Raw genomic sequence first — 21,027 nt, 5'->3', positions numbered from 1 at the left:
TTATACCCGAGCATGGGCCTCACGCGCCAGATGAGGTCGGCGTTTGTGCGGGAACATTCCGGCTCAGCAGGGCGAGGAGCTGTGATTTTTCCTCGCTGGTCAATTCGCTTTGACGTGATTTCCTGAGCAGTTGTTCCAGGCTGCGCTCGCGTTGGCGGGCGGACAAGCTAGTTATAGTGTCGAAAAACTGTTGTTCAAGGTTGTCGGCCACGATCAACCATTCTTTTTCTGCCAGGGCCCGCAGCAGGCGGCCTTGTTCAGTACCGTGCCAACGTGCGATCAGCTGCATTGAGCTTAGCCCAGGATTCTTCTGCGCCGCTTCGATCAGCGCCACCAGCAGCTGGCTGTACAGGTGTTCTTCGTCGGCGAAGTGGCTGGCATCCTCGACCTTGCCGGCCAGCAGCGGATGGTGCAGCAAGGTGCGCAGGGCGGCCAGGGTCGGCGGTTCGACCGGCGCCGGTACGCGTGGCGGCGCTTCGTCGCGTTGCTGCCATGGCTTGCCGCCCTTGCGGTTCTTGTCCCAGGGCTTGTCGCTCCACTGTTTCTTGCCCCCGCCCTTGTTCGGCTTCCACGCTTGTTCCTGATGAACGGGCGCGTAGTCGTGCTGCGGCATGTCGCCGTAGTCGGGGGTGTAGCTGGCCATGGCATCGTAGTCGTAGCCAGGGTCGTAGTCCGGCACGTTGCTGGCCGCTGGTGCCTGCTGTGCCAGTTGCTCGACCTGCTGCGGATCGAGGCCGGTGATTTCCTTCAGGCGGTTGCGCATCAGCTGGCGCAGGTTGGCGCCAGGGATCTTTTCGATCAGCGGTGCGGCCAGGGTCGCCATGTGGGCCTTGCCTTCCAGCGAGCGCGGGTCGGCTTCGTTGCTCAGCTGCTCGAAGAAATAGTCGGCCAGCGGTTGTGCGTGCTGGTTGATCCGGGCCATGAAGGCATCGGTGCCTTCGGCGCGCACCAGGCTGTCCGGGTCTTCGCCTTCGGGCAGGAACAGGAAGCGCGCCCGGCGGCCGTCCTGCAGCGCCGAGAGGGTCGACTCCAGTGCGCGCCAGGCGGCCTTGCGCCCGGCCTGGTCGCCATCGAAGCAGAACAGCACGGCGGGCACCACGCGGAACAGGCGCTTGAGGTGCTCTTCGCTGGTGGCGGTGCCGAGGGTGGCCACCGCATTGCGCAGGCCCTGCTGGGCCAGTGCGATCACGTCCATGTAGCCCTCGACGACGATGATTTCGTCGAGGTTGCGGTTGTGCTTGCGTGCCTCGTACAGCCCGTAGAGCTCCTGGCCCTTGTGGAACACCGGGGTTTCCGGGGAGTTGAGGTACTTGGGCTTGTCGTCGCCCAGCACCCGGCCGCCGAAGGCAATGATGCGCCCGCGGCTGTCACGGATCGGGAACATCACCCGGTCGCGGAAGCGGTCATAGCGTTTGCCGCTTTCGGCGTTCTCGATCAGCAGGCCGGCGTCGATCATCACCTTCTGTTGCAGGGTGTCGGCGCCCAAGTGCTTGAGCAGGTTGTCCCAGCCCGGCGGCGCGAAGCCCAGGCCGAAGTCCCGGGCGATTTCGCCCGACAAGCCGCGACCCTTGAGGTAGTCCACCGCCGCCTTGCGGGTCGGATGGCTGCGCAGGGCCTGGCGGTAGAACTCCGAGGCGGCATCCAGCAATGGGTACAGCGGCGAATCGGTCGGCTGGCGCGGCTTGTTGTCGCGACGGCCTTGCTCCCTGGGCACTTCCATGCCGGCAGCGCGGGCCAGCTCCTCGACAGCCTGGGGGAAGTCCAGGTTGTCGTGGTCCATGACGAAGCCTAAGGCGTTGCCGCCGGCACCGCAGCCGAAGCAGTAGTAGAACTGCTTGTCGGGGCTGACCGTGAAGGAGGGGGTCTTCTCCTTGTGGAACGGGCAGCAGGCGGAGTAGTTCTTGCCGGTCTTTTTCAGCTGAACGCGCGAACTCACCACATCGACGATGTCGAGGCGGTTGATCAGGTCGTCGATGAAGCTTTGGGGAATCAGCCCGGCCATGGCAGTCTCGTCATCTGGCAACTGGCAAGTCTAAACGCTAACGGGGCGAGTGATGCTAGGGGAAGTGCGAGGGGGTGTGTGCTCGTCGCCAGCCTTCAGCTTAACTGAGGGCTCGTCAGTCAGGACGTGCACGCCTGGCCGAAACCAGATCTGACGTTTTTAAACCATTTGCCCGCTGCGCGTTGCGACAGGCACCTTGGGCTAGCTGCTCAAGGTCAAGCAAACCGCTGCCATCGGCCCGGCGGTGAGCCGGGCAGGGCAGAAGCTCTAGCGTAGAACGCCTGTATTAGTACAGACGAACGGCGCGGCGCTGTTCGCGCTGAACTTTCTTGGCGTGACGCTTAACAGCAGCAGCTGCTTTGCGCTTACGCTCGGCGGTCGGCTTCTCGTAAAACTCGCGGCTACGAACTTCAGCCAGTACACCGGCTTTTTCGCAGGAGCGCTTGAAACGACGCAGAGCTACGTCGAAGGGTTCGTTCTCTTTAACTTTGACGGCTGGCATCCAGGGCTACCTTAATTCATTACCGGGGTAGACGTGCTCCTGGCAAAACAAAAGGTGTGCTGGAGAACGTCGGTTTTCAAGGGTTGCGGATGTTAACCCTTAGTACGCCGGAATGCAAAGCCTCTGATCGAAAACCGCTGGTCGGCACCCGGCACGGGGACTATCATGCGCGGCTTCGAATTCAGCCCCCACAAGGGACGAGCCCATGCTAGTACTGGGATTGGAAACATCCTGCGACGAAACCGGCGTCGCATTATACGACAGCGAGCGCGGTTTGTTAGCCGACGCGCTGTTCAGTCAGATCGACCTGCACCGCGTGTTCGGTGGCGTGGTGCCCGAGCTTGCCTCGCGTGACCACGTCAAGCGCATGCTGCCGCTCATCCGCCAGGTGCTGGAGGAGGCCGGCTGCGTGGCCACCGAGATCGACGCCATCGCCTACACGGCAGGCCCTGGCCTGGTCGGTGCGCTGCTGGTCGGTGCCTCGTGCGCCCAGGCTCTGGCCTTCGCCTGGGATATCCCGGCGATCGGCGTGCACCATATGGAAGGCCACCTGCTGGCGCCGATGCTGGAAGAAAACCCGCCCGAGTTTCCGTTCGTCGCTTTGTTGGTTTCCGGCGGCCATACCCAGCTGGTGCGGGTAGACGGCATCGGCCAATACGAGCTGCTGGGCGAGAGCCTCGACGATGCTGCCGGCGAAGCGTTCGACAAGACCGCCAAGCTGATCGGCCTCAACTACCCAGGTGGCCCGGAAATCGCGCGCCTGGCCGAGCAGGGTGTGCCAGGGCGCTTCGTCTTCCCGCGGCCGATGACCGATCGGCCGGGCCTTGAGTTCAGCTTCAGCGGCCTGAAGACCTTCGCGCTGAACACCTGGCAGCAATGCAAGAATGCTGGCGACGACAACGAGCAAACCCGTTGCGACGTATCCCTGGCATTCCAGCAGGCGGTGGTGGAGACTCTGACCATCAAGTGCAAGCGCGCCCTCAAGCAGGCCGGCCTCAAGCGCCTGGTCATCGCCGGTGGCGTGAGTGCCAACAAGGCGTTGCGTGCCTCGCTGGAAGAGATGCTGGCTGGCCTCAAGGGTAACGTGTACTACGCGCGTCCGCAGTTCTGCACCGATAACGGCGCGATGATCGCCTATGCCGGTTGCCAGCGCCTGTTGGCCGGGCAGCAGCAGGACCTGGCGATCAGCGTGCAGGCACGCTGGCCGATGGAGCAGCTGCCGCCGCTGTAAAGATTAGCGGGTGCGTCAGAAATGCCTTTCGCGCCCGGCAAACAAGTCGCGCAGATTGTTGCGGTGGCGCCAGACGATCATCACCGTGAGCACGGCGATCGGCAGCAGCGCCTCCGGCTCGCGCCAGGCCAGCAGTGGCAAGGTCAGCGGGGTTGCGACAAGCGCCGCCAGGGAGCTGGTGCGGGTGAGGTAGAAGGTCAATAGCCAGGCGCCGATGGCCAGCAATGCGGCCGGGAAATACAGGCCCATCAGCATGCCGGCGGCGGTGGCGACACCTTTGCCGCCGCGAAAGCGGAAGTACAGCGGGAACAGGTGGCCGAGCACTGCGCAAACACCGACCCAGGCCTGCTCCTGCAGGCCAAGGCCGGCAGCGCGGGCGAGTAAAACCGGCAACAGGCCCTTGCACAGGTCGCCCAGCAGGGTCAGGATCGCCAGTTTACGGCCCGCCAAGCGTAGCATGTTGGTGGCGCCAGCATTGCCTGAACCGCTGGAACGCGGGTCCGGGCTGCCTGAAAGGCGGCTGAGGACGATGGCGAAGGACAGCGAGCCGAGCAGGTAGGCGAGCAGCGCCAATAACCAAAACATGCTAACTATTCCGGGCGAGGACGCCCTGATTCTAACGGCGCCCGTCGCCCTTGTCGTGCTGTGGAGAGAAGTGCTTGGACAGAGTGTTCATCGAAGGCCTGGAAGTCGATACCGTCATCGGTGCCTATGACTGGGAACGGGATATTCGTCAGTGCCTGCGCCTGGACCTGAGTTTCGCCTGGGATAACCGCCCGGCGGCGGCCGGCGATGACCTGAACCTGGCGCTGGACTATGCCAGTGTGTCGGCGCGGGTGCAGGCCTTTGCCGAGCAGGCGCGCTTCGAGCTGGTGGAAACCTTCGCCGAGCGCCTGGTGGCAACGCTGATGGAAGAATTCCACATTCCCTGGGTGCGGCTGAAGCTGACCAAGCCGGGCGCCGTTCCTGCCGCGCGTGGCGGTGTTGGCGTGGAGATCGAGCGCGGATGTCTCTGAGCACGGTTTATCTGGGCCTTGGCAGCAACATCGATCGCCATCAGCACCTGTGTGCGGGGCTCGATGCGTTGGCGGCCATTCTCAGCGACATGCAGTGTTCCCCGGCGTTCGAGAGCCAGGCGGTGGGCATCAAGAGTGGGCCGTTCATCAACTTCGTGGTCACCGGCAAGACCGACCTGCCACTGACGGAGCTGGATCGCCGGCTTAAGTTCATCGAGGCCGACAATGGCCGCTATGCGCCGGACCGCAAGGGTTTGCCGCTGGATATCGATGTGCTGATGTATGACGATCTGCATGGCACGTTCGACGGGCTGGTGCTCCCTCGGGCGGAGATTCTGAAGAATGCCTTCGTGCTGTGGCCGTTGTCGCTGCTGGCGCCGGAGCTGATCCACCCTGGGGCGGAGAAAAGCATGGCGCAGTTGTGGCAGGAGGCGCAGATCGACCAGGTTTTGGCGCCGGTCGCATTCCAATGGCGTGGGTTGCAGCTGACTCCGGCGTAGGCCAGTAGAGTCAGCCGGACTTGTAAGCCTCGAGCGCTTTCAGCCGCTCACTTTTGAGGGCCTCGCCCAGGCCTTGCCCGGTCAGCCCGGACTCTACCAGTGGCTTCACGTCCACCGCCCGGGCCACCGCAGCCGCTGCGCGCAGATAATCGGCCTGTGGATAACCTCCAGATGTGGCCATCTCGCAAGCGGCGATGAAATCTTCAAAGCGCTGCGGTCGCCGATATACGTCGAACTTTTGCAGCATTTCCAGCAAGTTTGCCGGTGTTAGCTGCAAAGCGTTGTCGGCGCGCCCGGCAAATTCACCCACCAGCACGGCCAGTTCCTGGCATTCACGCGGTGCCTTGAAGCGCTGATTGAGCGCTTTGATCGCCGCCGGTTCCAGCCCCCGCAACAAGCACGCCCAGCGTACCGCCAGCGGTTGCTGGTGCTCAGCTGCCCGCTGCAGGGCCTCCAGCGTATCCACGCCATGCTCCAGCTCCGGCATCAGCTCCGTCAGGGCGTCAGCTTCGCGCAGCACCTGGATGAACACCTGCGGCTCGCTTTCCATCAGCGCCCGTTCGATCTCCTTCCAGCTGCGCTCGGCGGTCAGTGCCTGCAGCTCGCCCGATTTGGCGATCTGGCGCATCAGTGTCAGTGTTTCGTCGGCAACCTTGAAACCCAGCGGGGCATAGCGTGCGGCAAAGCGGGCAACGCGCAGTACGCGCAGGGGATCTTCGGCGAACGCCGGGGAAACATGGCGCAGGATGCGCTGCTCAAGATCGGCCTGGCCATGGTAGGGGTCATGGACCGTGCCCTGCTCATCCTCGGCCATCGCATTGATGGTCAGGTCGCGGCGGATCAGGTCTTCTTCCAGCGTCACGTCGGGGCTTGCGTGAAAGGTGAACCCGCCATAACCGCGCCCACTTTTGCGTTCGGTGCGCGCCAGGGCATATTCCTCGCCCGTCTTCGGATGCAGGAAAACCGGGAAATCGGCGCCGACCGGGCGATAGCCCTGGGCGTGCATTTCTTCGACCGTGGCGCCGACCACCAGCCAGTCGATATCGCTGACCGGGCGCCCGAGCAGGCGGTCGCGTACCGCGCCGCCGACTTTGTAGATGTGCATGTGCAGCCTCCATTACTGCCCACAGGATACCCTGTCGGCAGTAATGGCGGTGCAATCAGAGGTGGTGGATGACGGCGAGGTCCATGCGCCCGTAGTCGCCGCTCTCGGCATGCTCCCCACGCGGCGGCATGTGATGGGTCTTGACCACCTGGTCGCCCTGTACGGTCTCCAGGTGGATATCGAAGCCCCACAGGCGGTGCAGGTGCTTGAGCACTTCCTCGGTGGAATCGCCCAAGGGTTTGCGGTTGTGCTGCTGATGGCGCAGGGTCAGCGAGCGGTCGCCACGGCGGTCGATGCTCCAGATCTGCACGTTGGGTTCGCGGTTGCCGAGGTTGTACTGCGCCGCCAGTTGCTCGCGAATGATCCGGTAACCGGCTTCGTCATGGATGGCCGGTACCAGCAGGTCGTCGCGCTGGTCGTCATCGAGGATGCTGAACAGCTTCAGGTCGCGCATCACCTTGGGTGACAGGTACTGCAGGATGAAGCTCTCGTCCTTGAAACTGCTCATGGCGAACTTGATGGTAGAAAGCCAGTCGCTGCCGGCAATGTCGGGGAACCAGTGGCGATCTTCCTCGGTAGGGTTTTCGCACATGCGGCGGATGTCGGTGTACATCGCAAAGCCCAGCGCGTACGGGTTGATGCCGCTGTAGTACGGGCTGTCGAAGCCGGGCTGGAACACCACGCTGGTGTGCGACTGCAGGAACTCCATCATGAAGCCTTCGGTGATCAGGCCTTCGTCGTACAGGTCGTTCATCAGGGTGTAATGCCAGAAGGTCGCCCAGCCTTCGTTCATCACCTGGGTCTGGCGTTGCGGGTAGAAGTACTGGGCGATCTTGCGCACGATGCGCACCACTTCGCGTTGCCAGGGCTCGAGCAGCGGGGCGTTTTTCTCGATGAAGTAGAGGATGTTTTCCTGCGGTTCGGAGGGGAAGCGCGCATCGTCGCGCTCACCGCCTTTGTCGGCACTCTTGGGAATGGTGCGCCACAGGTCGTTGATCTGCCGCTGCAGGTGCTCTTCACGGTCTTTCTGGCGCCGGCGTTCTTCTTCAGCGGAGATCGGATAGGGGCGCTTGTAACGATCGACGCCATAGTTCATCAGCGCGTGGCAGGAGTCGATCAGGTCTTCCACGGCATCGATGCCATGGCGTTCCTCGCACTGGGCGATGTACTGCTTGGCGAACACCAGGTAGTCGATGATCGACGTGGCGTCGGTCCAGGTGCGGAACAGGTAGTTGCCCTTGAAGAAGCTGTTGTGGCCATAGCAGGCGTGGGCGATCACCAGGGCCTGCATGCACATGGTGTTCTCTTCCATCAGGTAGGCGATGCACGGATCGGAGTTGATCACGATCTCGTAGGCCAGGCCCATCTGGCCGCGGCTGTAGGACTTCTCGGTGCTGAGGAACTGCTTGCCGTAGGACCAGTGGTGATAACCCAGCGGCATGCCGACGGAGGCATAGGCATCCATCATCTGTTCGGCGGTGATCACCTCGATCTGGTTGGGGTAGGTGTCCAGGGCGTAACGCTCGGCCAGCCGGCTGATTTCCCGGTCGTAGGTCTGGATCAGCTCGAACGTCCACTCGGACCCGGTGGAAATGGGTTGGCGTCTCTGTGCTCTGGCGGTCATGTGGCTAACCTGCGCTGGAAGAGTTCACGGAAGACCGGGTAGATATCGCCGGCCGATACCAACTGCTGCTGGGCGAATGTGTCGGGGAAGGCTTCGCCGATTCGCTCGTACTCGTACCACAACGCCTGATGCTCACGCGGGGTGATCTCAACGTAAGTGTAGTACTGCACATGCGGCATGATCTGCTTGGACAGGATCTCGCGGCAGATCGGCGAGTCGTCGTTCCAGTTGTCGCCGTCGGAGGCCTGGGCGGCGTAGATGTTCCAGTCGGCGGCCGGGTAACGTTCGGCCATGATCTCCTGCATCATCTTCAGCGCGCTGGAGACGATGGTGCCGCCGGTTTCCCGGGAGTAGAAGAACTCTTCCTCGTCGACTTCGCGGGCGCTGGTGTGGTGGCGGATGAACACCACCTCGATGCGGTCATAGTTACGCTTGAGGAACAGGTACAGCAGGATGAAGAAGCGTTTGGCGATGTCCTTGGTCGCCTGGGTCATCGAGCCGGACACGTCCATCAGGCAGAACATCACCGCCTTCGAGCTGGGGTTGGGCTGCTTGACCAGCAGGTTGTACTTGAGGTCGAAGGTGTCGAGGAAAGGCAGGCGGTTGATGCGTGCCTTGAGCCGCTCGATTTCCTGTTCCACTTCCTGGATGTCGGTGAAGTTGTCGGGCTCCTCGACTCTCAGCCGGTCCAGTTCCTTCTGCGCTTCGCGCAGCAATGCACGGCTGCTGCCGGTCAGGGCGATGCGCCGGGCATGGGCCGAACGCAGGGTGCGGACGATGTTGATGCGTGACGGATTGCCTTCGTTGGCGATACCGGCCCGTACGGTCTTGAAGGTGTCGGCGCCGGTCAGGTGGCGTTTGACCAGGTTGGGCAGCTCGAGGTCTTCGAACATGAATTCGAGGAACTCTTCCTGGGTGATCTGGAAGACGAAGTCGTCCATGCCCTCGCCGGAGTTGCCGGCCTTGCCGCGGCCACCGCCACCCCCACCGCCCTGGGGCCTGGGGATATGCTCGCCGGCGGTGAATTCCTTGTTGCCTGGGTGCACGATGGTCTGCTTGCCGCCACGACCATGGTGCAGCACCGGTTCATCGATGTCCCGTCCCGGAATGCTGATCTGTTCGCCGTGCTCCATGTCCATGATAGAGCGGCGGCTGACGGCCTCTTCGACGGCCTTCTTGATGTGTTCACGGTAACGCCGCAGGAAGCGCTGGCGGTTGACCGTGCTCTTGTTCTTGCCGTTCAGGCGTCGGTCGATAACGTAGCTCATGGTCCCTCCGGTAGCTGGGAGCAGCTGCAAGCCACAAGCTTCAGGCTGCAGGAAAATGCAGCCACCGCTGCTGCAAGCTGCGGCGCCGGGCTTGCGCTCGGCGCTGTGCAGCTTGAAGCTTGCGGCTTGTAGCTTGCCGCCTTATTGCGATTTCCTGACCCGCAGGTACCATTCCGACAGCAGGCGCACCTGTTTGTCGGTGTAGCCACGTTCCACCATCCGCGTGACAAAGTCGTTGTGCTTCTGTTGGTCCTCCTTGCTGGCCTTGGCGTTGAAGCTGATGACCGGCAGCAGGTCCTCGGTGTTGGAGAACATTTTCTTCTCGATCACCACCCGCAGCTTCTCGTAGCTGAGCCAGCTCGGGTTCTTGCCATTGTTGTTGGCACGGGCACGCAGCACGAAGTTGACGATCTCGTTGCGGAAGTCCTTCGGATTGCTGATGCCTGCCGGTTTCTCGATCTTTTCCAGCTCTTCGTTGAGGGCGATGCGGTTGAGGATCTCGCCGGTCTCCGGGTCGCGGTACTCCTGGTCCTGGATCCAGAAGTCGGCGTACAGCACATAGCGGTCAAAGATGTTCTGGCCGTATTCGCTGTAGGACTCGAGGTAGGCCGTCTGGATTTCCTTGCCGATGAACTCGATGTAGCGCGGTGCCAGGTACTCCTTCAGGTAGCGCAGGTAGCGCTCGCGTACTTCGGCCGGGAACTGTTCCTGCTCGATCTGCTGTTCCAGCACATACAGCAGGTGCACCGGGTTGGCTGCCACTTCATGCGGGTCGAAGTTGAACACCTTGGAGAGAATCTTGAAAGCGAAGCGGGTCGACAGGCCGTTCATGCCTTCGTCGACGCCTGCAGCATCGCGGTATTCCTGGATCGACTTGGCTTTCGGGTCGGTGTCCTTGAGGTTCTCGCCGTCGTAGACGCGCATCTTCGAGTAGATGTTGGAGTTTTCCGGCTCCTTGAGGCGCGAGAGCACGGTGAACTGGGCGAGCATCTTCAGTGTGTCTGGCGCGCAGTGGGCTTTGGCCAGCGAGCTGTTGACCAGCAGCTTGTCGTAGATCTTGATCTCGTCGCTGACACGCAGGCAGTACGGCACCTTGACGATGTAGATCCGGTCGATGAACGCCTCGTTGTTCTTGTTGTTGCGGAAGGTGTGCCACTCCGATTCGTTGGAGTGGGCCAGCAGGATACCGGTATAGGGAATGGCCCCAAGGCCTTCGGTACTGTTGTAGTTGCCTTCCTGGGTGGCGGTGAGCAAGGGGTGCAGGACCTTGATCGGCGCCTTGAACATTTCGACGAATTCCATCAGGCCCTGGTTGGCCCGGCACAGTGCGCCCGAGTAGCTGTAGGCGTCGGCGTCGTTCTGCGGGAATTCCTCGAGCTTGCGGATATCCACCTTGCCGACCAGGGCAGAGATGTCCTGGTTGTTTTCGTCACCCGGTTCGGTCTTGGCGATGGCGATCTGGTTGAGGATGGAGGGGTACAGCTTCACCACCCTGAACTTGCTGATATCGCCGCCAAATTCCTGCAGGCGCTTGGTGGCCCAGGGCGACATGATGGTGTTCAGGTAGCGCCGCGAGATGCCGTACTCTTCCTCGAGAATGGCCCCGTCCTCGGTGGCATTGAACAAACCCAGGGGCGACTCGAATACTGGCGAACCCTTGATTGCGTAGAAGGGCACCTTTTCCATCAGCTGCTTGAGTTTCTCGGCCAGCGACGACTTGCCGCCGCCTACCGGGCCCAGCAGATAGAGGATCTGTTTCTTCTCTTCCAGGCCCTGGGCGGCGTGGCGGAAGTACGAAACGATCTGGTCGATGCACTCTTCCATGCCATGGAAGTCGGCAAAGGCCGGATACCGGCGAATAACCTTGTTGGAGAAGATTCGCGACAGCCTGGAGTTGGTAGAGGTGTCGATCAGCTCTGGCTCACCGATGGCCAGCAACAGCCGTTCAGCCGCCGATGCGTAGGCACTGCGATCCTCTTTGCACAGCTCGAGGTACTCCTGCAGCGAGAGTTCTTCCTGGCGCGTAGACTCGAAGCGTTGTTGGAAGTGGCTAAAAATACTCATGACGTCACCTCGCTCGATACGTGGAGACGACGCCGGATCAGTCAGCTGATGCTGGCATGCAACCGGGTTCGCCGATTGCTGTATACCCCCCAGAACACCCTGAAACGCTACCGATGACCCGCACGCCGGTGTACCGGCTCTCCCCTTTTTTTGGATGGCCTGCGCTTAAGAATAGTTGGTTATCCGCAAGGTCAAGGGCGAGCGGCGGAGAAGTTGCCGGCGACCGTTCGTCAGGTGGGCTGCAAGCCCACGTGGGGCGCGGGCTGCAGTAAAAATGAAAAAATTATTCGGCAGCGCCCTGGGCGGTCTCGGCCGGGTAGGTGGTGCGCCACAGTTCGAAGCCGCCATCGACGCTGTACACGTCGGAGAAGCCCTGGCCGACCAGGTAGGCGGCTGCGCTCTGGCTGGAGTTGCCGTGGTAGCAGACCACCAGGGTCGGGGCATCCAGGTCGGCATTGCGAATGAACTCGGCGACCGAGTGGTTATCCAGATGCTTGGCGCCGGTGATGTGCCCGGCGGCAAAGGCTTGCGAGTCGCGAATGTCGACGACTACCGCACCTTGCGCGCGCAGGGCCAGGGCCTGCTCGGGAGGGATGCGCTTGAATTCGCTCATGGGTACGGCTTCCTTCAGGGGTGGTCGATAAGTGTAGGTGTTTGCGTGGGGAGGCGTAAGTTGCCGTCGTCGGCGCAGTCGCAGCGGTGGTATTCGCCGCTGTCGACGTTGTACAGGGTCATGGCGCCACCCCACACGCAGCCAGTGTCGAGGGCGATGATGCCGGGTACGTCGACCTGGCCCTGGAGGGCAGCCCAGTGGCCGAAAATGATCTTCACGTGGCGCGAGCGGCGCTCCTTGTGCGCAAACCAGGGCTTGTAGCCTTTGGGTGCGGTGTCCAGGCCTTCCTTGCTCTTGAGGTCGAGCTTGCCTGCCGCGGTACAGAAGCGCATGCGCGTGAGGTAGTTGGTGATCACCCGCAGGCGCTCGATGCCGGTGAGGCTCTTGCTCCACTTGTTCGGCTCGTTGCCGTACATGCCGTCCAGGTACAGTTGCAGGCGGTTATCGTCGCGCAGCACCTGCTCGACTTCTTCTGCCAGTTGCAGCGCCTGGCCGAGTGTCCATTGCGGCGGGATGCCGGCATGCACCAGGGCGATGCCGCGGGGCTCATCGTAATGCAGCAGTTTTTGCTGGCGCAGCCAGTCGAACAGCCGGTCGGCATCCGGCGCTTCGATGACCTCGCGCAGGGTGTCGCTTTTCTTCAGGCGCTCGACGTTGTGCCAGGCCGCCAGCAGGTGCAGGTCATGGTTGCCCAGCACGCACACCAGCGATTGGCGCATCGAATAGAGATAACGCAGGGTCTCCAGCGACTCGGGGCCGCGGTTGACCAGGTCGCCGACCAGCCACAGGCGGTCGACGGCCGGGTTGAAGTTGACCCTCGCCAGCAGGCACTTGAGCGGTTCCAGGCAGCCTTGCAGGTCTCCGACGGCGTAGGTGGCCATCAGTGCAGCGCCCCAGGGACCGCGAGGCGGAAGGGCGCGATGTCGGCTTCGAAGCGCTTGCCGTCTTCGGCGAACATTTCGTAGCTGCCCTGCATGGTGCCAACACGCGTGCTGATCACCGCGCCACTGCTGTAGGTGTGGCTCTGGCCGGGTTCGATGGTCGGCTGCTGGCCGACAACGCCGGCGCCGCGTACTTCCTCGACCTTGCCGTCACCGTTGGTGATCAGCCAGTGCCGTGACAGCAGCTTGGCTGTGACCGAGCCGTTGTTTTGCACGGTGATGGTGTAGGCGAAGGCGAAACGACTGCTTTCGGGGTCGGATTGGTCTTTCAGGTAACGGGTCACGACGCTGACGTCGATCTGGTAGCGAGGGTCGGACATGCAAGGGCCTTGGGCGAACTGACGCAATAATGCAGTCTAGGCCATTGAGAGGGGGGAGGGCCAGCGGTGGGGCTTTTGATGCCTGTGCCGGCCTTTTCGCGGTTTTACCCGGATACAGGCCGGTACTGGCGAAATCAGGCCTGCTGGGTGGCCAGCTGATCGGCCAGGCGCACGAACGCCGCCAGGTCGAGCTGTTCAGGGCGCAGGCTGCCATCCACGCCAGCGGCCTCGATGGCGGCGCTGTCGAGCAGGCCTTTCAGGGTGTTGCGCAGGGTCTTGCGGCGCTGGTTGAACGCTTCGCGCACTACCTGCTCCAGCAGCCGTGCATCCTTGGCCGGATGCGGCAGCACTTCATGCGGCACCAGGCGCACGATTGCCGAATCAACCTTCGGCGGCGGGTTGAACGCGCCCGGGCCGACGTTGAACAGGTGCTCCACGCGGCAGTGGTACTGCACCATGATCGACAGGCGGCCCCAATCGCCACCGCCCGGGCCGGCGGCCATGCGCTCGACCACTTCCTTCTGCAGCATGAAGTGCATGTCACGGATCAGCCCGGCGTGGCTGAGTAGGTGGAAGATCAGCGGGGTGGAGATGTTGTAGGGCAGGTTGCCGACCACTTTCAGGCTGCGCGGTGGGACGCCCAGCTGGTTGAAGTCGAACTTCAGGGCGTCGCCCTGATGCAGACGGAAGTTGTCGCGGCCAGCGAACTTGTGCTGGAGGATCGGTACCAGGTCTTTGTCCAGTTCCACCACGTCCAGCTGGGCACCACTGCCCAGCAGGCCTTCGGTCAAGGCGCCCTGGCCCGGGCCGATTTCCAGCAGGTGTTCGCCAGCCTTGGCGTTGATGGCGCGCAGGATGCGGTCGATGATGCCCGCATCGTGCAGGAAGTTCTGGCCGAAGCGCTTGCGCGCCCGGTGTTGGTATTGCTCGTTCATGGTCGGTTCTCGGCCATCTGGTAGGCGGTTTCCAGGGCGACGCGCAGGCTGCCGGTGTCGACCTTGCCGCTGCCGGCCAGGTCCAGGGCGGTGCCGTGGTCGACCGATGTGCGGATGATCGGCAGGCCCAGGGTCACGTTGACGGCAGCGCCGAAGCCTTTGTACTTGAGTACGGGCAGGCCTTGGTCATGGTACATCGCCAGCACCGCGTCGCAGTGCTCCAGATATTTGGGGGTAAACAGGGTATCGGCCGGCAGCGGGCCGCGCAGGTCCATGCCTTCGGTGCGCAGGCGGGCCAGCGTTGGCTCGATGATGTCGATTTCTTCGCGGCCAAGGTGGCCGCCTTCCCCGGCATGCGGGTTGAGGCCGCAGACCAGGATGCGCGGGTTGGCAATGCCGAACTTGTCGCGCATGTCGGCGTGCAGGATACGGGTGACCCGTTCCACACGTTCGGCAGTGATGGCGTCGGCAATGTCCCGCAGGGGCAGGTGCGTGGTCACCAGGGCCACACGCAAGCCGCGGGTGGCCAGCATCATCACCACCTGGGCGGTATGGGTCAGGTCGGCAAGGAATTCGGTGTGGCCGGAGAAGGCGATACCGCTTTCGTTGATCACGCCCTTGTGCACGGGTGCGGTGATCATCCCGGCGAATTCCCCGTCAAGGCAACCTTGGCCGGCACGGGTCAGTGTCTCCAGTACGAACGCCGCGTTGGCTTTGTTTAGCTGGCCAGGCACCACTGGCGCGGCCAGGGGGGTGTCCCACACGTACAGGCTGCCAGCGGGTGCTGGCTGGTCGGGCCATTGGCCAGGCATTACCGGCAGCAGGCTGACAGCCAGCCCCAGCTGCGTGGCCCGCTCGGCGAGCAGGTCACGACTGGTGATGGCAATCAGCGGGTGGGGCTGGGCGTCGGCGGCGAGCAGCAGGCACAGGTCGGGGCCTATGCCGGCTGGTTCGCCGGGGGTGACGGCGAAGCGCAGGGGCTTCACTGTGCGGCCTGGTCGGCGCCAGGCAGCTTGATTTCAACGTAGGCTTCGTCGCGGATCTGGCGCAGCCAGGTCTGCAGCTCTTCGTCGTACTTGCGGTTGCGCAGCACGTTCATCGCCTGTTGCTCACGCGCCTGCTCGGTGCTGTCGGTGGCACGACGGCCCAGCACTTCCAGGACATGCCAGCCGTACTGGGTCTTGAACGGTTTGGTCACCACACCTTGCTGGGCGTTGGCCATCTGCTCGCGGAACTCCGGTACCAGGCTGTTCGGGTCGACCCAGTTGAGGTCGCCGCCATTGAGTGCGGAGCCCGGGTCTTCCGAGAAGCTCTTCGCCAGCTCGCCGAAGTCCTCGCCGTTCTGGATGCGGTCGTACAGGCGCTCGGCCAGCTGCTTGGTGGCCGCTTCGCTGCGGATTTCGCTCGGCTTGATCAGGATGTGGCGGACATGCACTTCGTCACGCAGCACGTTCTCGCCCCCCCCACGCTTCTCCTCCAGCTTGAGCAGGATGAAACCGTTGGGGATGCGGATTGGCTGGGTGATGTCGCCGACCGCCATGCTGCTGAGCATCTTGGCGAAGTCCGGTGGCAGCTGGGCTGCTTTACGCCAGCCCATTTCACCGCCTTCCAGGGCGTTTTCGCTGGCCGAGTTGGCAATCGCCACCTGGCCGAAGTCGGCACCCTGACGCAGTTGCTGGTACAGCTCACCGACCTTGCGCGCGGCTTTCTGGATGTCGTCCGAGTTGGCGGCTTCCGGGGTCGGGATGAGGATGTTGGCCAGGCGGTACTCTTCCGACATCTGCATCTTGCCCATGTCCGAGTTGAGGAAGTTCTTCACTTCCTGCTCGGAGACCTGGATGCGCTCGGCAACCCGGCGCTGGCGTACGCGGCTGATGATCATCTCGCGCTTGACCTGCTCACGGGCGTCGTCGAACGACAGGCCGTCGTGGGCGAGGGCGGCGCGGAACTGCTCCAGCGACATGCCATTGCGCTGGGCAATGGTGCCGATGGCCTGGTTCAGCTCTTCGTCGGTGATGCGGATGCCCGAACGTTCGCCAATCTGCAGCTGCAGGTTCTCGACGATCAGGCGTTCCAGTACCTGCTGCTCCAGTGCGCCGGTCGGCGGCACGCCGCCGCCACGCTTGGCGATGGTCTGCTGCACCTCGTGGACGCGCTGGTCCAGTTGGCTCTGCATGACCACGTCGTTGTCGACGATGGCCACCACGCGGTCCAGAGGTTGTACCGCGGCATGCACCGCGCCACTCAGCAATGCAGCGCCCAGCAACACCGGGCGCAGTCGATCAATAAGCTTGGTCTTCACGTGTACGGTAACCTTGAATGCCTTGGTCGAGGAACGATTCGACTTTATTGCCCACTACACCACCGAGGCCTTTCAGCACGATCTGCAGGAAGATGCCGTGGTCACCCTTTTCGTTTGACGGGGTGGCCTGGCTGAAGTCGTCATAGTCGATCCAGTAACGGTTGATCAGGCGCAGCTTCCAGCAGCAGTTGTCGTACTCGAAACCGCCCATGGCTTCCAGGGTGCGGTTGCGGTTGTAGTCATGCTGCCAGCGGGCGATGACGCTCCATTGCGGCACGATCGGCCAGATGACCGAGAAGTCGTGCTGCTGGATCTTGTAGTAATCCTTGATGAAGTTGTCGGTACCAGGTGTGCCATAGTCGCCGCCGCCCACTTTCCAGGTACCGGTAGTGGAATCGTAGGAAATGGTGTCATTGCGGTAGCGATAGCCGAGGTTGACCACCTTGTTCGGGTTGTCTTCAGGCTGGTAGTGGAACATCGCGCTGCCCGAGCGGGTGCTGCGGCTGTCCGGGTCCCAGTTGAAGTCCGAATTGAAGCGCCAGTCGCGGTTGAAGTAGTAGTTGTACAGCAACGCGTACGGCGAAACATCAGACTGCGAGTCCTGGCGGGTGCGATAGTCGATACCTGGCAACTGAACCTTGCGGTCCTTGAAGTAGTAAGCCTGGCCGATGCTGAAGTTCTGACGCTCGAAGCCATTGTCTTCGATCCAGCGGGTCGTCACACCCAGCGACAGCTTGTTCTCGTCGCCGATACGGTCGGTGCCGGAGAAGCGGTTGTCACGGAACAGCGAGTCATAGCTGAACAGCGTTTCGCCCGTGTCGAACAGCGGGATGTCCTTCTGGTCCTTGTAAGGAACGTAGAGGTAGAACAGGCGCGGTTCGAGGGTCTGCCGGTAGTTGGTGCCAAACAGCGACGTGTTGCGGTCGAAGTACAAACCGCTGTCGATAGACGCGATTGGAATGTCGCGATTGAGCGTGCTGTTGTAGCTGCCATAAGCCGGATTGGCCGATTGCGCGATCGCTTGTGCCTGACCCTGGCTGTCCAGGTCCAGGTCATAGTGCGTGTACGCGTATTTCAGCTTTGGGGTGATGTAACCGTAGCTGGCTTGCATCGGCAGGCTGATCGACGGCGCGACATTAAGGCGCGTGCCGTTGGCCCGTGCAATACCGCTGACGTTCTGGTCCAGGCGGCGGCCATCGGCGCCAGCGGTGGTGTCCAGGTTGCCGTCCTTGTCGAATACGGTGCCATCCTTGAGGTCACGGTCGAAGCGTACCGCTTCGGTCTCGTATCCAAGGTCCAGGCCGCCCGGGTGGAACGGCAGCGCACCGTTGAAGGTGATCTGCGGCAGCTTGTTGTACGGGGTGATCTGCGACAGGGTCGCCATCTCGTACGCTTGCGCATTCAGGCGAGCGGTGTAGCTGTCACCACGCCAGGTCAGTGCACCCTGCTGGTTGACCACATCATTGCTCTTGACGCCGATCTGGTCGGTTTCCAGGTCCTGGAAGTAGAACGGATCGCTGATGTCGGTGTAATCGACTTCAGTCAGCAGGCGCTCGTCCAGGCCACCTTTGTGCTGCCAGTTGACCATCCAGCGTTCTTTCTTGTAGTCCGTCTGCAGCTTGCGGTCATCGTCCTCGTCGTTGAGGTAGCCGCCGCCGAACTGGCCTTCGCTGGACTTGGTCAGGTAACGGAACTCGCCTTCCATCAGCAGGCCGCGCTTGGTCATGTAGCGCGGGTACAACGTGGCGTCATAGTTCGGCGCCAGGTTGAAGTAGTAAGGCGTGACCAGCATGAAGCCGGTGTCGCTGGTGCTGCTGAACGACGGCGGCAGGAAGCCGGACTGGCGACGGTCGTCGATCGGGAAGTAGATGTACGGTGTGTAGAACACCGGGAAATCCTTGACCCGAAGGGTGACGTTGGTCGCGGTACCGAAGCCGGTCGCCGGGTTCAGGGTGATGTTGTTGCCCTTCAGCTGCCAGGCGTTGCTGCCCGGTTCGCAGGTGGTGTACGTACCGTCCTTGAGGCGGATGATGGCGTTTTCGCCACGCTTGGCGTACAGGGCGTTGCCGCGGATGTGCGACTTGTGCATCACGTATTCGGCGTTGTCGACCTGGGCTTCGCCCGTGTCGAGCTGGATCTGCGCCTGGTCGCCGACGACCAGCGAGCCATTGTCGCGAATCTTGACGTTGCCCTTGAGCTCGCCACGGTTCTCGGCCTGGTACAGGTTGGCTTCGTCGGCTTCAGCCTGCATGCTGCCCTGGCGCATGACCACGTCACCGGCGAGGGTAGCGATCTGCTGCTCCTGCTGGTACTTGGACACCTTGGCGTTGATGTAGGTCGGCGACTCGTCCTTCGGCGTGGAGTCGGCCATGCCTGGGCGGGTAGGCTCGATGTACGCGCCACCGCAGTACGGGCCGGTTTCGGCCAGCTGGGCTGCAGTGAGCTTCTCGCGTGGAACCCAGTCGAGGTGGCTGTAGTCTTCGCTGCGCGACTTCAGGCCGCGGCCCTTGGCCTCGGTGACCAGCATCGGCTTGTCAGCGCTCTCGGCCTCGGCCGACTCGGCTTCGGTGCCCGACGTGAGCGCGGCTCCTTCATGCACGGGGCGCGGCGGCAGGTTGTTGACGGGGGTCTTGGGCTTGCAGTCCCAACCACCAGAGGCGGACACTTGGCAGTCGAACTGCTCGGCTGCCACCACATAAGAGGTGGCCAGAGGTTGCATGGCCAGCAGACCGCCGGTTACCAGCAACGGAAACTTTCTACGAAACGCGGGGGATTTCAATGCCATCTTATTAGTCCGGGCTTCCTGCGTGCCATCTGCCCGCGTGTGGGGCCGCACGCCTCTCGATGGTCTGAAAAAGATGCTGGATAATAAAGCATGACCCGCTTGACGGCTAGGGCCGTCGGAGACCCTTGTAATGCCTGATCACGATGTACGCCTGCAACAACTGACTGTCTGGCTCCATGAGCAGCTCGATCAACTTTTCCGCGAAAACGCCTGGGGCGAGGTGCCCGAGGGCAGCCTGACCGCCGCCAGCAGCGATGCCAGCTTCCGCCGTTACTTCCGCTGGCAGGGTGCAGGCCACAGCTTCGTGATCATGGACGCGCCGCCGCCTCAGGAAAACTGCCGACCATTCGTCGCCATCGACCACCTGCTGGCCGGCGCCGGTGTCCATGTGCCTGAAATCCATGCGCAGGACCTGGAGCGTGGCTTCCTGTTGCTGGGTGATCTGGGCCACCAGACCTACCTGGACATCATTGATGCCGACAACGCCGATGCATTGTTCGCCGATGCCATCGACGCGCTGCTGGCCTTCCAGCGCCTGCCAATGGACGCGCCATTGCCCAGCTATGACGACGCCTTGCTGCGCCGCGAGGTCGAACTGTTCCCGCAATGGTATGTAGGCCGTGAGCTCGGCCTGGCCTTCAGTGACGCGCAGAAGGCCAGCTGGCAGCGCATCAGCCAGCTGCTGATCGACAGCGCCCTGGCCCAGCCCAAGGTGCTGGTGCACCGTGACTACATGCCGCGCAACCTGATGCAGAGTACCCCCAACCCAGGTGTGCTGGACTTCCAGGACGCGGTCTACGGCCCGGTCACCTACGACATCACCTGCCTGTTCAAGGACGCTTTCCTCAGCTGGCCCCAGGCGCGGGTCGAGGCCTGGCTGCGCCGCTACTGGGACCAGGCGCAGGCTGCAGGCATCCCGGTGCAGCCGACGTTCGAGGATTTCCAGCGCGCCAGCGACCTGATGGGGGTGCAGCGCCACCTCAAGGTGATCGGTATCTTCGCGCGAATCTGCCATCGCGACGGAAAACCGCGTTATCTGGCCGACGTCCCACGATTCTTCGCCTATATAGATGAAGTGATCAGCCGTCGTCCGGAGCTTGCCGAGCTGGGCCAGCTGATCGCCGAGTTGCAAGCCGGAGCGCGTGCATGAAGGCAATGATTCTTGCAGCAGGCAAAGGCGAGCGCATGCGCCCGCTGACCCTGCATACCCCCAAACCACTGGTGCCCGTCGCGGGTCAGCCACTGATCGAGTATCACCTGCGCGCACTGGCGGCGGCCGGGTTTACCGAGGTGGTGATCAACCACGCCTGGCTTGGTCAGCAGATTGAAGACCATCTTGGCGATGGCAGCCGGTTCGGCCTGCGCATCCGTTATTCGGCCGAAGGTGAGCCGCTGGAAACCGGCGGCGGAATCTTCAAGGCCTTGCCGTTGCTGGGGAATGAGCCGTTCGCCCTGATCAACGGCGATGTCTGGAGCGATTATGACCTGGCTCGCCTGCGCACGCCGCTGCGCGGGCTGGCGCATCTGGTGCTGGTCGACAACCCGGGCCATCACGGGCGTGGTGACTTCCGCCTGAAGGGCGAACAGGTGGTCGATGGTGACGACGCCCCCGGGACGCTGACCTTCAGCGGCCTGTCGGTGCTGCACCCGGCGTTGTTCGAAGGCTGCCAGGCAGGCGCCTTCAAACTGGCGCCGTTGCTGCGCCAGGCGATGGCCGCAGGCCAGGTGAGTGGCGAGCACTACCGTGGCCACTGGGTGGATGTCGGCACCCTCGAGCGCCTGGCTGAAGCCGAGCGCTTGATCGGCGAGCGCGCCTGAC

19 protein-coding genes are annotated in these 21,027 nt (G+C 62.6%); 5 read left to right on the top strand and 14 right to left on the bottom strand.

Annotated elements, in window-relative coordinates; all coding sequences use genetic code 11:
• Positions 1 to 19: 19 nt before the first annotated feature.
• Both dnaG and rpsU read right to left on the bottom strand, forming a co-directional pair.
• Positions 20 to 2,002, bottom strand: coding sequence for a DNA primase (gene dnaG, locus CAF78_RS13870; RefSeq protein ID WP_085676242.1), 1,983 nt, complete (start codon positions 2,000 to 2,002; stop codon positions 20 to 22).
• A gap of 286 nt (positions 2,003 to 2,288) precedes the next feature.
• A complete protein-coding gene (rpsU, locus tag CAF78_RS13865) occupies positions 2,289 to 2,504 on the bottom strand; it encodes a 30S ribosomal protein S21 (protein WP_003255575.1) in 216 nt (71 codons plus the stop codon).
• A 205-nt stretch (positions 2,505 to 2,709) separates the two neighbouring features.
• Here rpsU and tsaD point away from each other — a divergent pair, with 205 nt between their 5' ends.
• Positions 2,710 to 3,735: a tRNA (adenosine(37)-N6)-threonylcarbamoyltransferase complex transferase subunit TsaD gene (tsaD, locus tag CAF78_RS13860; protein ID WP_085676241.1), complete on the top strand. Its 1,026-nt coding sequence runs from the start codon at positions 2,710 to 2,712 to the stop codon at positions 3,733 to 3,735.
• A 15-nt stretch (positions 3,736 to 3,750) separates the two neighbouring features.
• Here the strand turns inward: tsaD and plsY are convergent, their stop codons facing one another.
• Entirely contained in the window at positions 3,751 to 4,320 is a 570-nt protein-coding gene (plsY, locus tag CAF78_RS13855) for a glycerol-3-phosphate 1-O-acyltransferase PlsY (protein ID WP_054885227.1), read from the bottom strand.
• 74 nt (positions 4,321 to 4,394) lie between these two features.
• Here plsY and folB point away from each other — a divergent pair, with 74 nt between their 5' ends.
• Positions 4,395 to 4,751: a dihydroneopterin aldolase gene (gene folB / locus CAF78_RS13850; RefSeq protein ID WP_027917471.1), complete on the top strand. Its 357-nt coding sequence runs from the start codon at positions 4,395 to 4,397 to the stop codon at positions 4,749 to 4,751.
• Positions 4,742 to 5,251: a 2-amino-4-hydroxy-6-hydroxymethyldihydropteridine diphosphokinase gene (gene folK, locus CAF78_RS13845; RefSeq protein WP_085676240.1), complete on the top strand. Its 510-nt coding sequence runs from the start codon at positions 4,742 to 4,744 to the stop codon at positions 5,249 to 5,251. The genes folB and folK overlap by 10 nt, the downstream gene beginning before the upstream one ends.
• Before the next feature lie 10 nt (positions 5,252 to 5,261).
• On the opposite strand, the gene CAF78_RS13840 is transcribed toward folK, so the two are convergent.
• The 11 genes from CAF78_RS13840 to CAF78_RS13790 all read right to left on the bottom strand — a co-directional run bounded on the left by CAF78_RS13840 (position 5,262) and on the right by CAF78_RS13790 (position 19,208).
• Entirely contained in the window at positions 5,262 to 6,356 is a 1,095-nt protein-coding gene (locus CAF78_RS13840; RefSeq protein WP_085676239.1) for a multifunctional CCA addition/repair protein, read from the bottom strand.
• Positions 6,357 to 6,411: 55 nt separating this feature from the next.
• A complete protein-coding gene (locus CAF78_RS13835; protein ID WP_085676238.1) occupies positions 6,412 to 7,980 on the bottom strand; it encodes a SpoVR family protein in 1,569 nt (522 codons plus the stop codon).
• Positions 7,977 to 9,248: a YeaH/YhbH family protein gene (locus tag CAF78_RS13830; protein ID WP_085676237.1), complete on the bottom strand. Its 1,272-nt coding sequence runs from the start codon at positions 9,246 to 9,248 to the stop codon at positions 7,977 to 7,979. Before CAF78_RS13830 ends, CAF78_RS13835 begins: the two co-directional genes overlap by 4 nt.
• 141 nt (positions 9,249 to 9,389) lie before the next feature.
• Positions 9,390 to 11,312: a PrkA family serine protein kinase gene (locus CAF78_RS13825; protein WP_085676236.1), complete on the bottom strand. Its 1,923-nt coding sequence runs from the start codon at positions 11,310 to 11,312 to the stop codon at positions 9,390 to 9,392.
• 283 nt (positions 11,313 to 11,595) lie between these two features.
• Positions 11,596 to 11,925, bottom strand: a complete 330-nt coding sequence (gene glpE, locus CAF78_RS13820; protein ID WP_085676235.1) for a thiosulfate sulfurtransferase GlpE — start codon at positions 11,923 to 11,925, stop codon at positions 11,596 to 11,598.
• Between the two features lie 14 nt (positions 11,926 to 11,939).
• Positions 11,940 to 12,806 carry a symmetrical bis(5'-nucleosyl)-tetraphosphatase gene (locus CAF78_RS13815; protein WP_085676234.1) on the bottom strand — a complete coding sequence of 289 codons (867 nt, stop codon included), beginning with the start codon at positions 12,804 to 12,806 and terminating at the stop codon, positions 11,940 to 11,942.
• Positions 12,806 to 13,186: a Co2+/Mg2+ efflux protein ApaG gene (gene apaG / locus CAF78_RS13810; protein ID WP_085676233.1), complete on the bottom strand. Its 381-nt coding sequence runs from the start codon at positions 13,184 to 13,186 to the stop codon at positions 12,806 to 12,808. The genes CAF78_RS13815 and apaG overlap by 1 nt, the downstream gene beginning before the upstream one ends.
• A 134-nt stretch (positions 13,187 to 13,320) precedes the next feature.
• On the bottom strand, positions 13,321 to 14,121 hold the full coding sequence (gene rsmA / locus CAF78_RS13805; protein WP_085676232.1) for a 16S rRNA (adenine(1518)-N(6)/adenine(1519)-N(6))-dimethyltransferase RsmA: 801 nt from the start codon (positions 14,119 to 14,121) through the stop codon (positions 13,321 to 13,323).
• Positions 14,118 to 15,107 (bottom strand): 4-hydroxythreonine-4-phosphate dehydrogenase PdxA, encoded by a 990-nt coding sequence (gene pdxA / locus CAF78_RS13800; RefSeq protein ID WP_085676231.1) that lies wholly within the window; start codon positions 15,105 to 15,107, stop codon positions 14,118 to 14,120. The genes rsmA and pdxA overlap by 4 nt, the downstream gene beginning before the upstream one ends.
• Positions 15,104 to 16,423, bottom strand: coding sequence for a peptidylprolyl isomerase (locus tag CAF78_RS13795; protein WP_085676230.1), 1,320 nt, complete (start codon positions 16,421 to 16,423; stop codon positions 15,104 to 15,106). Before CAF78_RS13795 ends, pdxA begins: the two co-directional genes overlap by 4 nt.
• A complete protein-coding gene (locus CAF78_RS13790; RefSeq protein ID WP_085676229.1) occupies positions 16,404 to 19,208 on the bottom strand; it encodes an LPS-assembly protein LptD in 2,805 nt (934 codons plus the stop codon). The genes CAF78_RS13795 and CAF78_RS13790 overlap by 20 nt, the downstream gene beginning before the upstream one ends.
• A gap of 130 nt (positions 19,209 to 19,338) precedes the next feature.
• Here CAF78_RS13790 and CAF78_RS13785 point away from each other — a divergent pair, with 130 nt between their 5' ends.
• The gene (locus tag CAF78_RS13785) at positions 19,339 to 20,358 is read left to right on the top strand and encodes an aminoglycoside phosphotransferase family protein (RefSeq protein ID WP_085676228.1); all 1,020 of its coding nucleotides are present in this window, start codon (positions 19,339 to 19,341) and stop codon (positions 20,356 to 20,358) included.
• Positions 20,355 to 21,026 (top strand): N-acetylmuramate alpha-1-phosphate uridylyltransferase MurU, encoded by a 672-nt coding sequence (murU, locus tag CAF78_RS13780; RefSeq protein ID WP_085676227.1) that lies wholly within the window; start codon positions 20,355 to 20,357, stop codon positions 21,024 to 21,026. Before CAF78_RS13785 ends, murU begins: the two co-directional genes overlap by 4 nt.
• Position 21,027 lies beyond the last annotated feature (1 nt).

Origin of the sequence: Pseudomonas sp. R28(2017), from assembly GCF_002112505.1 — a bacterium.
In the GTDB taxonomy this organism is placed as follows: Bacteria; Pseudomonadota; Gammaproteobacteria; order Pseudomonadales; family Pseudomonadaceae; genus Aquipseudomonas.
The sequence above is the reverse complement of the archived record's forward strand: the minus strand, read 5'-3'. Positions and strand labels throughout refer to the sequence as shown.

What these genes read in the sequence shown, in the direction of transcription:
- murU (WP_085676227.1), top strand. Translation starts at nt 20,355, where the DNA reads ATGAAGGCAATGATTCTTGCAGCAGGCAAAGGCGAGCGCATGCGCCCG.
- rsmA (WP_085676232.1), bottom strand. Translation starts at nt 14,121, where the DNA reads ATGAACGAGCAATACCAACACCGGGCGCGCAAGCGCTTCGGCCAGAAC.
- tsaD (WP_085676241.1), top strand. Translation starts at nt 2,710, where the DNA reads ATGCTAGTACTGGGATTGGAAACATCCTGCGACGAAACCGGCGTCGCA.
- plsY (WP_054885227.1), bottom strand. Translation starts at nt 4,320, where the DNA reads ATGTTTTGGTTATTGGCGCTGCTCGCCTACCTGCTCGGCTCGCTGTCC.
- apaG (WP_085676233.1), bottom strand. Translation starts at nt 13,186, where the DNA reads ATGTCCGACCCTCGCTACCAGATCGACGTCAGCGTCGTGACCCGTTAC.
- CAF78_RS13830 (WP_085676237.1), bottom strand. Translation starts at nt 9,248, where the DNA reads ATGAGCTACGTTATCGACCGACGCCTGAACGGCAAGAACAAGAGCACG.
- glpE (WP_085676235.1), bottom strand. Translation starts at nt 11,925, where the DNA reads ATGAGCGAATTCAAGCGCATCCCTCCCGAGCAGGCCCTGGCCCTGCGC.
- CAF78_RS13840 (WP_085676239.1), bottom strand. Translation starts at nt 6,356, where the DNA reads ATGCACATCTACAAAGTCGGCGGCGCGGTACGCGACCGCCTGCTCGGG.
- CAF78_RS13825 (WP_085676236.1), bottom strand. Translation starts at nt 11,312, where the DNA reads ATGAGTATTTTTAGCCACTTCCAACAACGCTTCGAGTCTACGCGCCAG.
- CAF78_RS13815 (WP_085676234.1), bottom strand. Translation starts at nt 12,806, where the DNA reads ATGGCCACCTACGCCGTCGGAGACCTGCAAGGCTGCCTGGAACCGCTC.
- dnaG (WP_085676242.1), bottom strand. Translation starts at nt 2,002, where the DNA reads ATGGCCGGGCTGATTCCCCAAAGCTTCATCGACGACCTGATCAACCGC.
- CAF78_RS13835 (WP_085676238.1), bottom strand. Translation starts at nt 7,980, where the DNA reads ATGACCGCCAGAGCACAGAGACGCCAACCCATTTCCACCGGGTCCGAG.
- folK (WP_085676240.1), top strand. Translation starts at nt 4,742, where the DNA reads ATGTCTCTGAGCACGGTTTATCTGGGCCTTGGCAGCAACATCGATCGC.
- CAF78_RS13790 (WP_085676229.1), bottom strand. Translation starts at nt 19,208, where the DNA reads ATGGCATTGAAATCCCCCGCGTTTCGTAGAAAGTTTCCGTTGCTGGTA.
- CAF78_RS13785 (WP_085676228.1), top strand. Translation starts at nt 19,339, where the DNA reads ATGCCTGATCACGATGTACGCCTGCAACAACTGACTGTCTGGCTCCAT.
- rpsU (WP_003255575.1), bottom strand. Translation starts at nt 2,504, where the DNA reads ATGCCAGCCGTCAAAGTTAAAGAGAACGAACCCTTCGACGTAGCTCTG.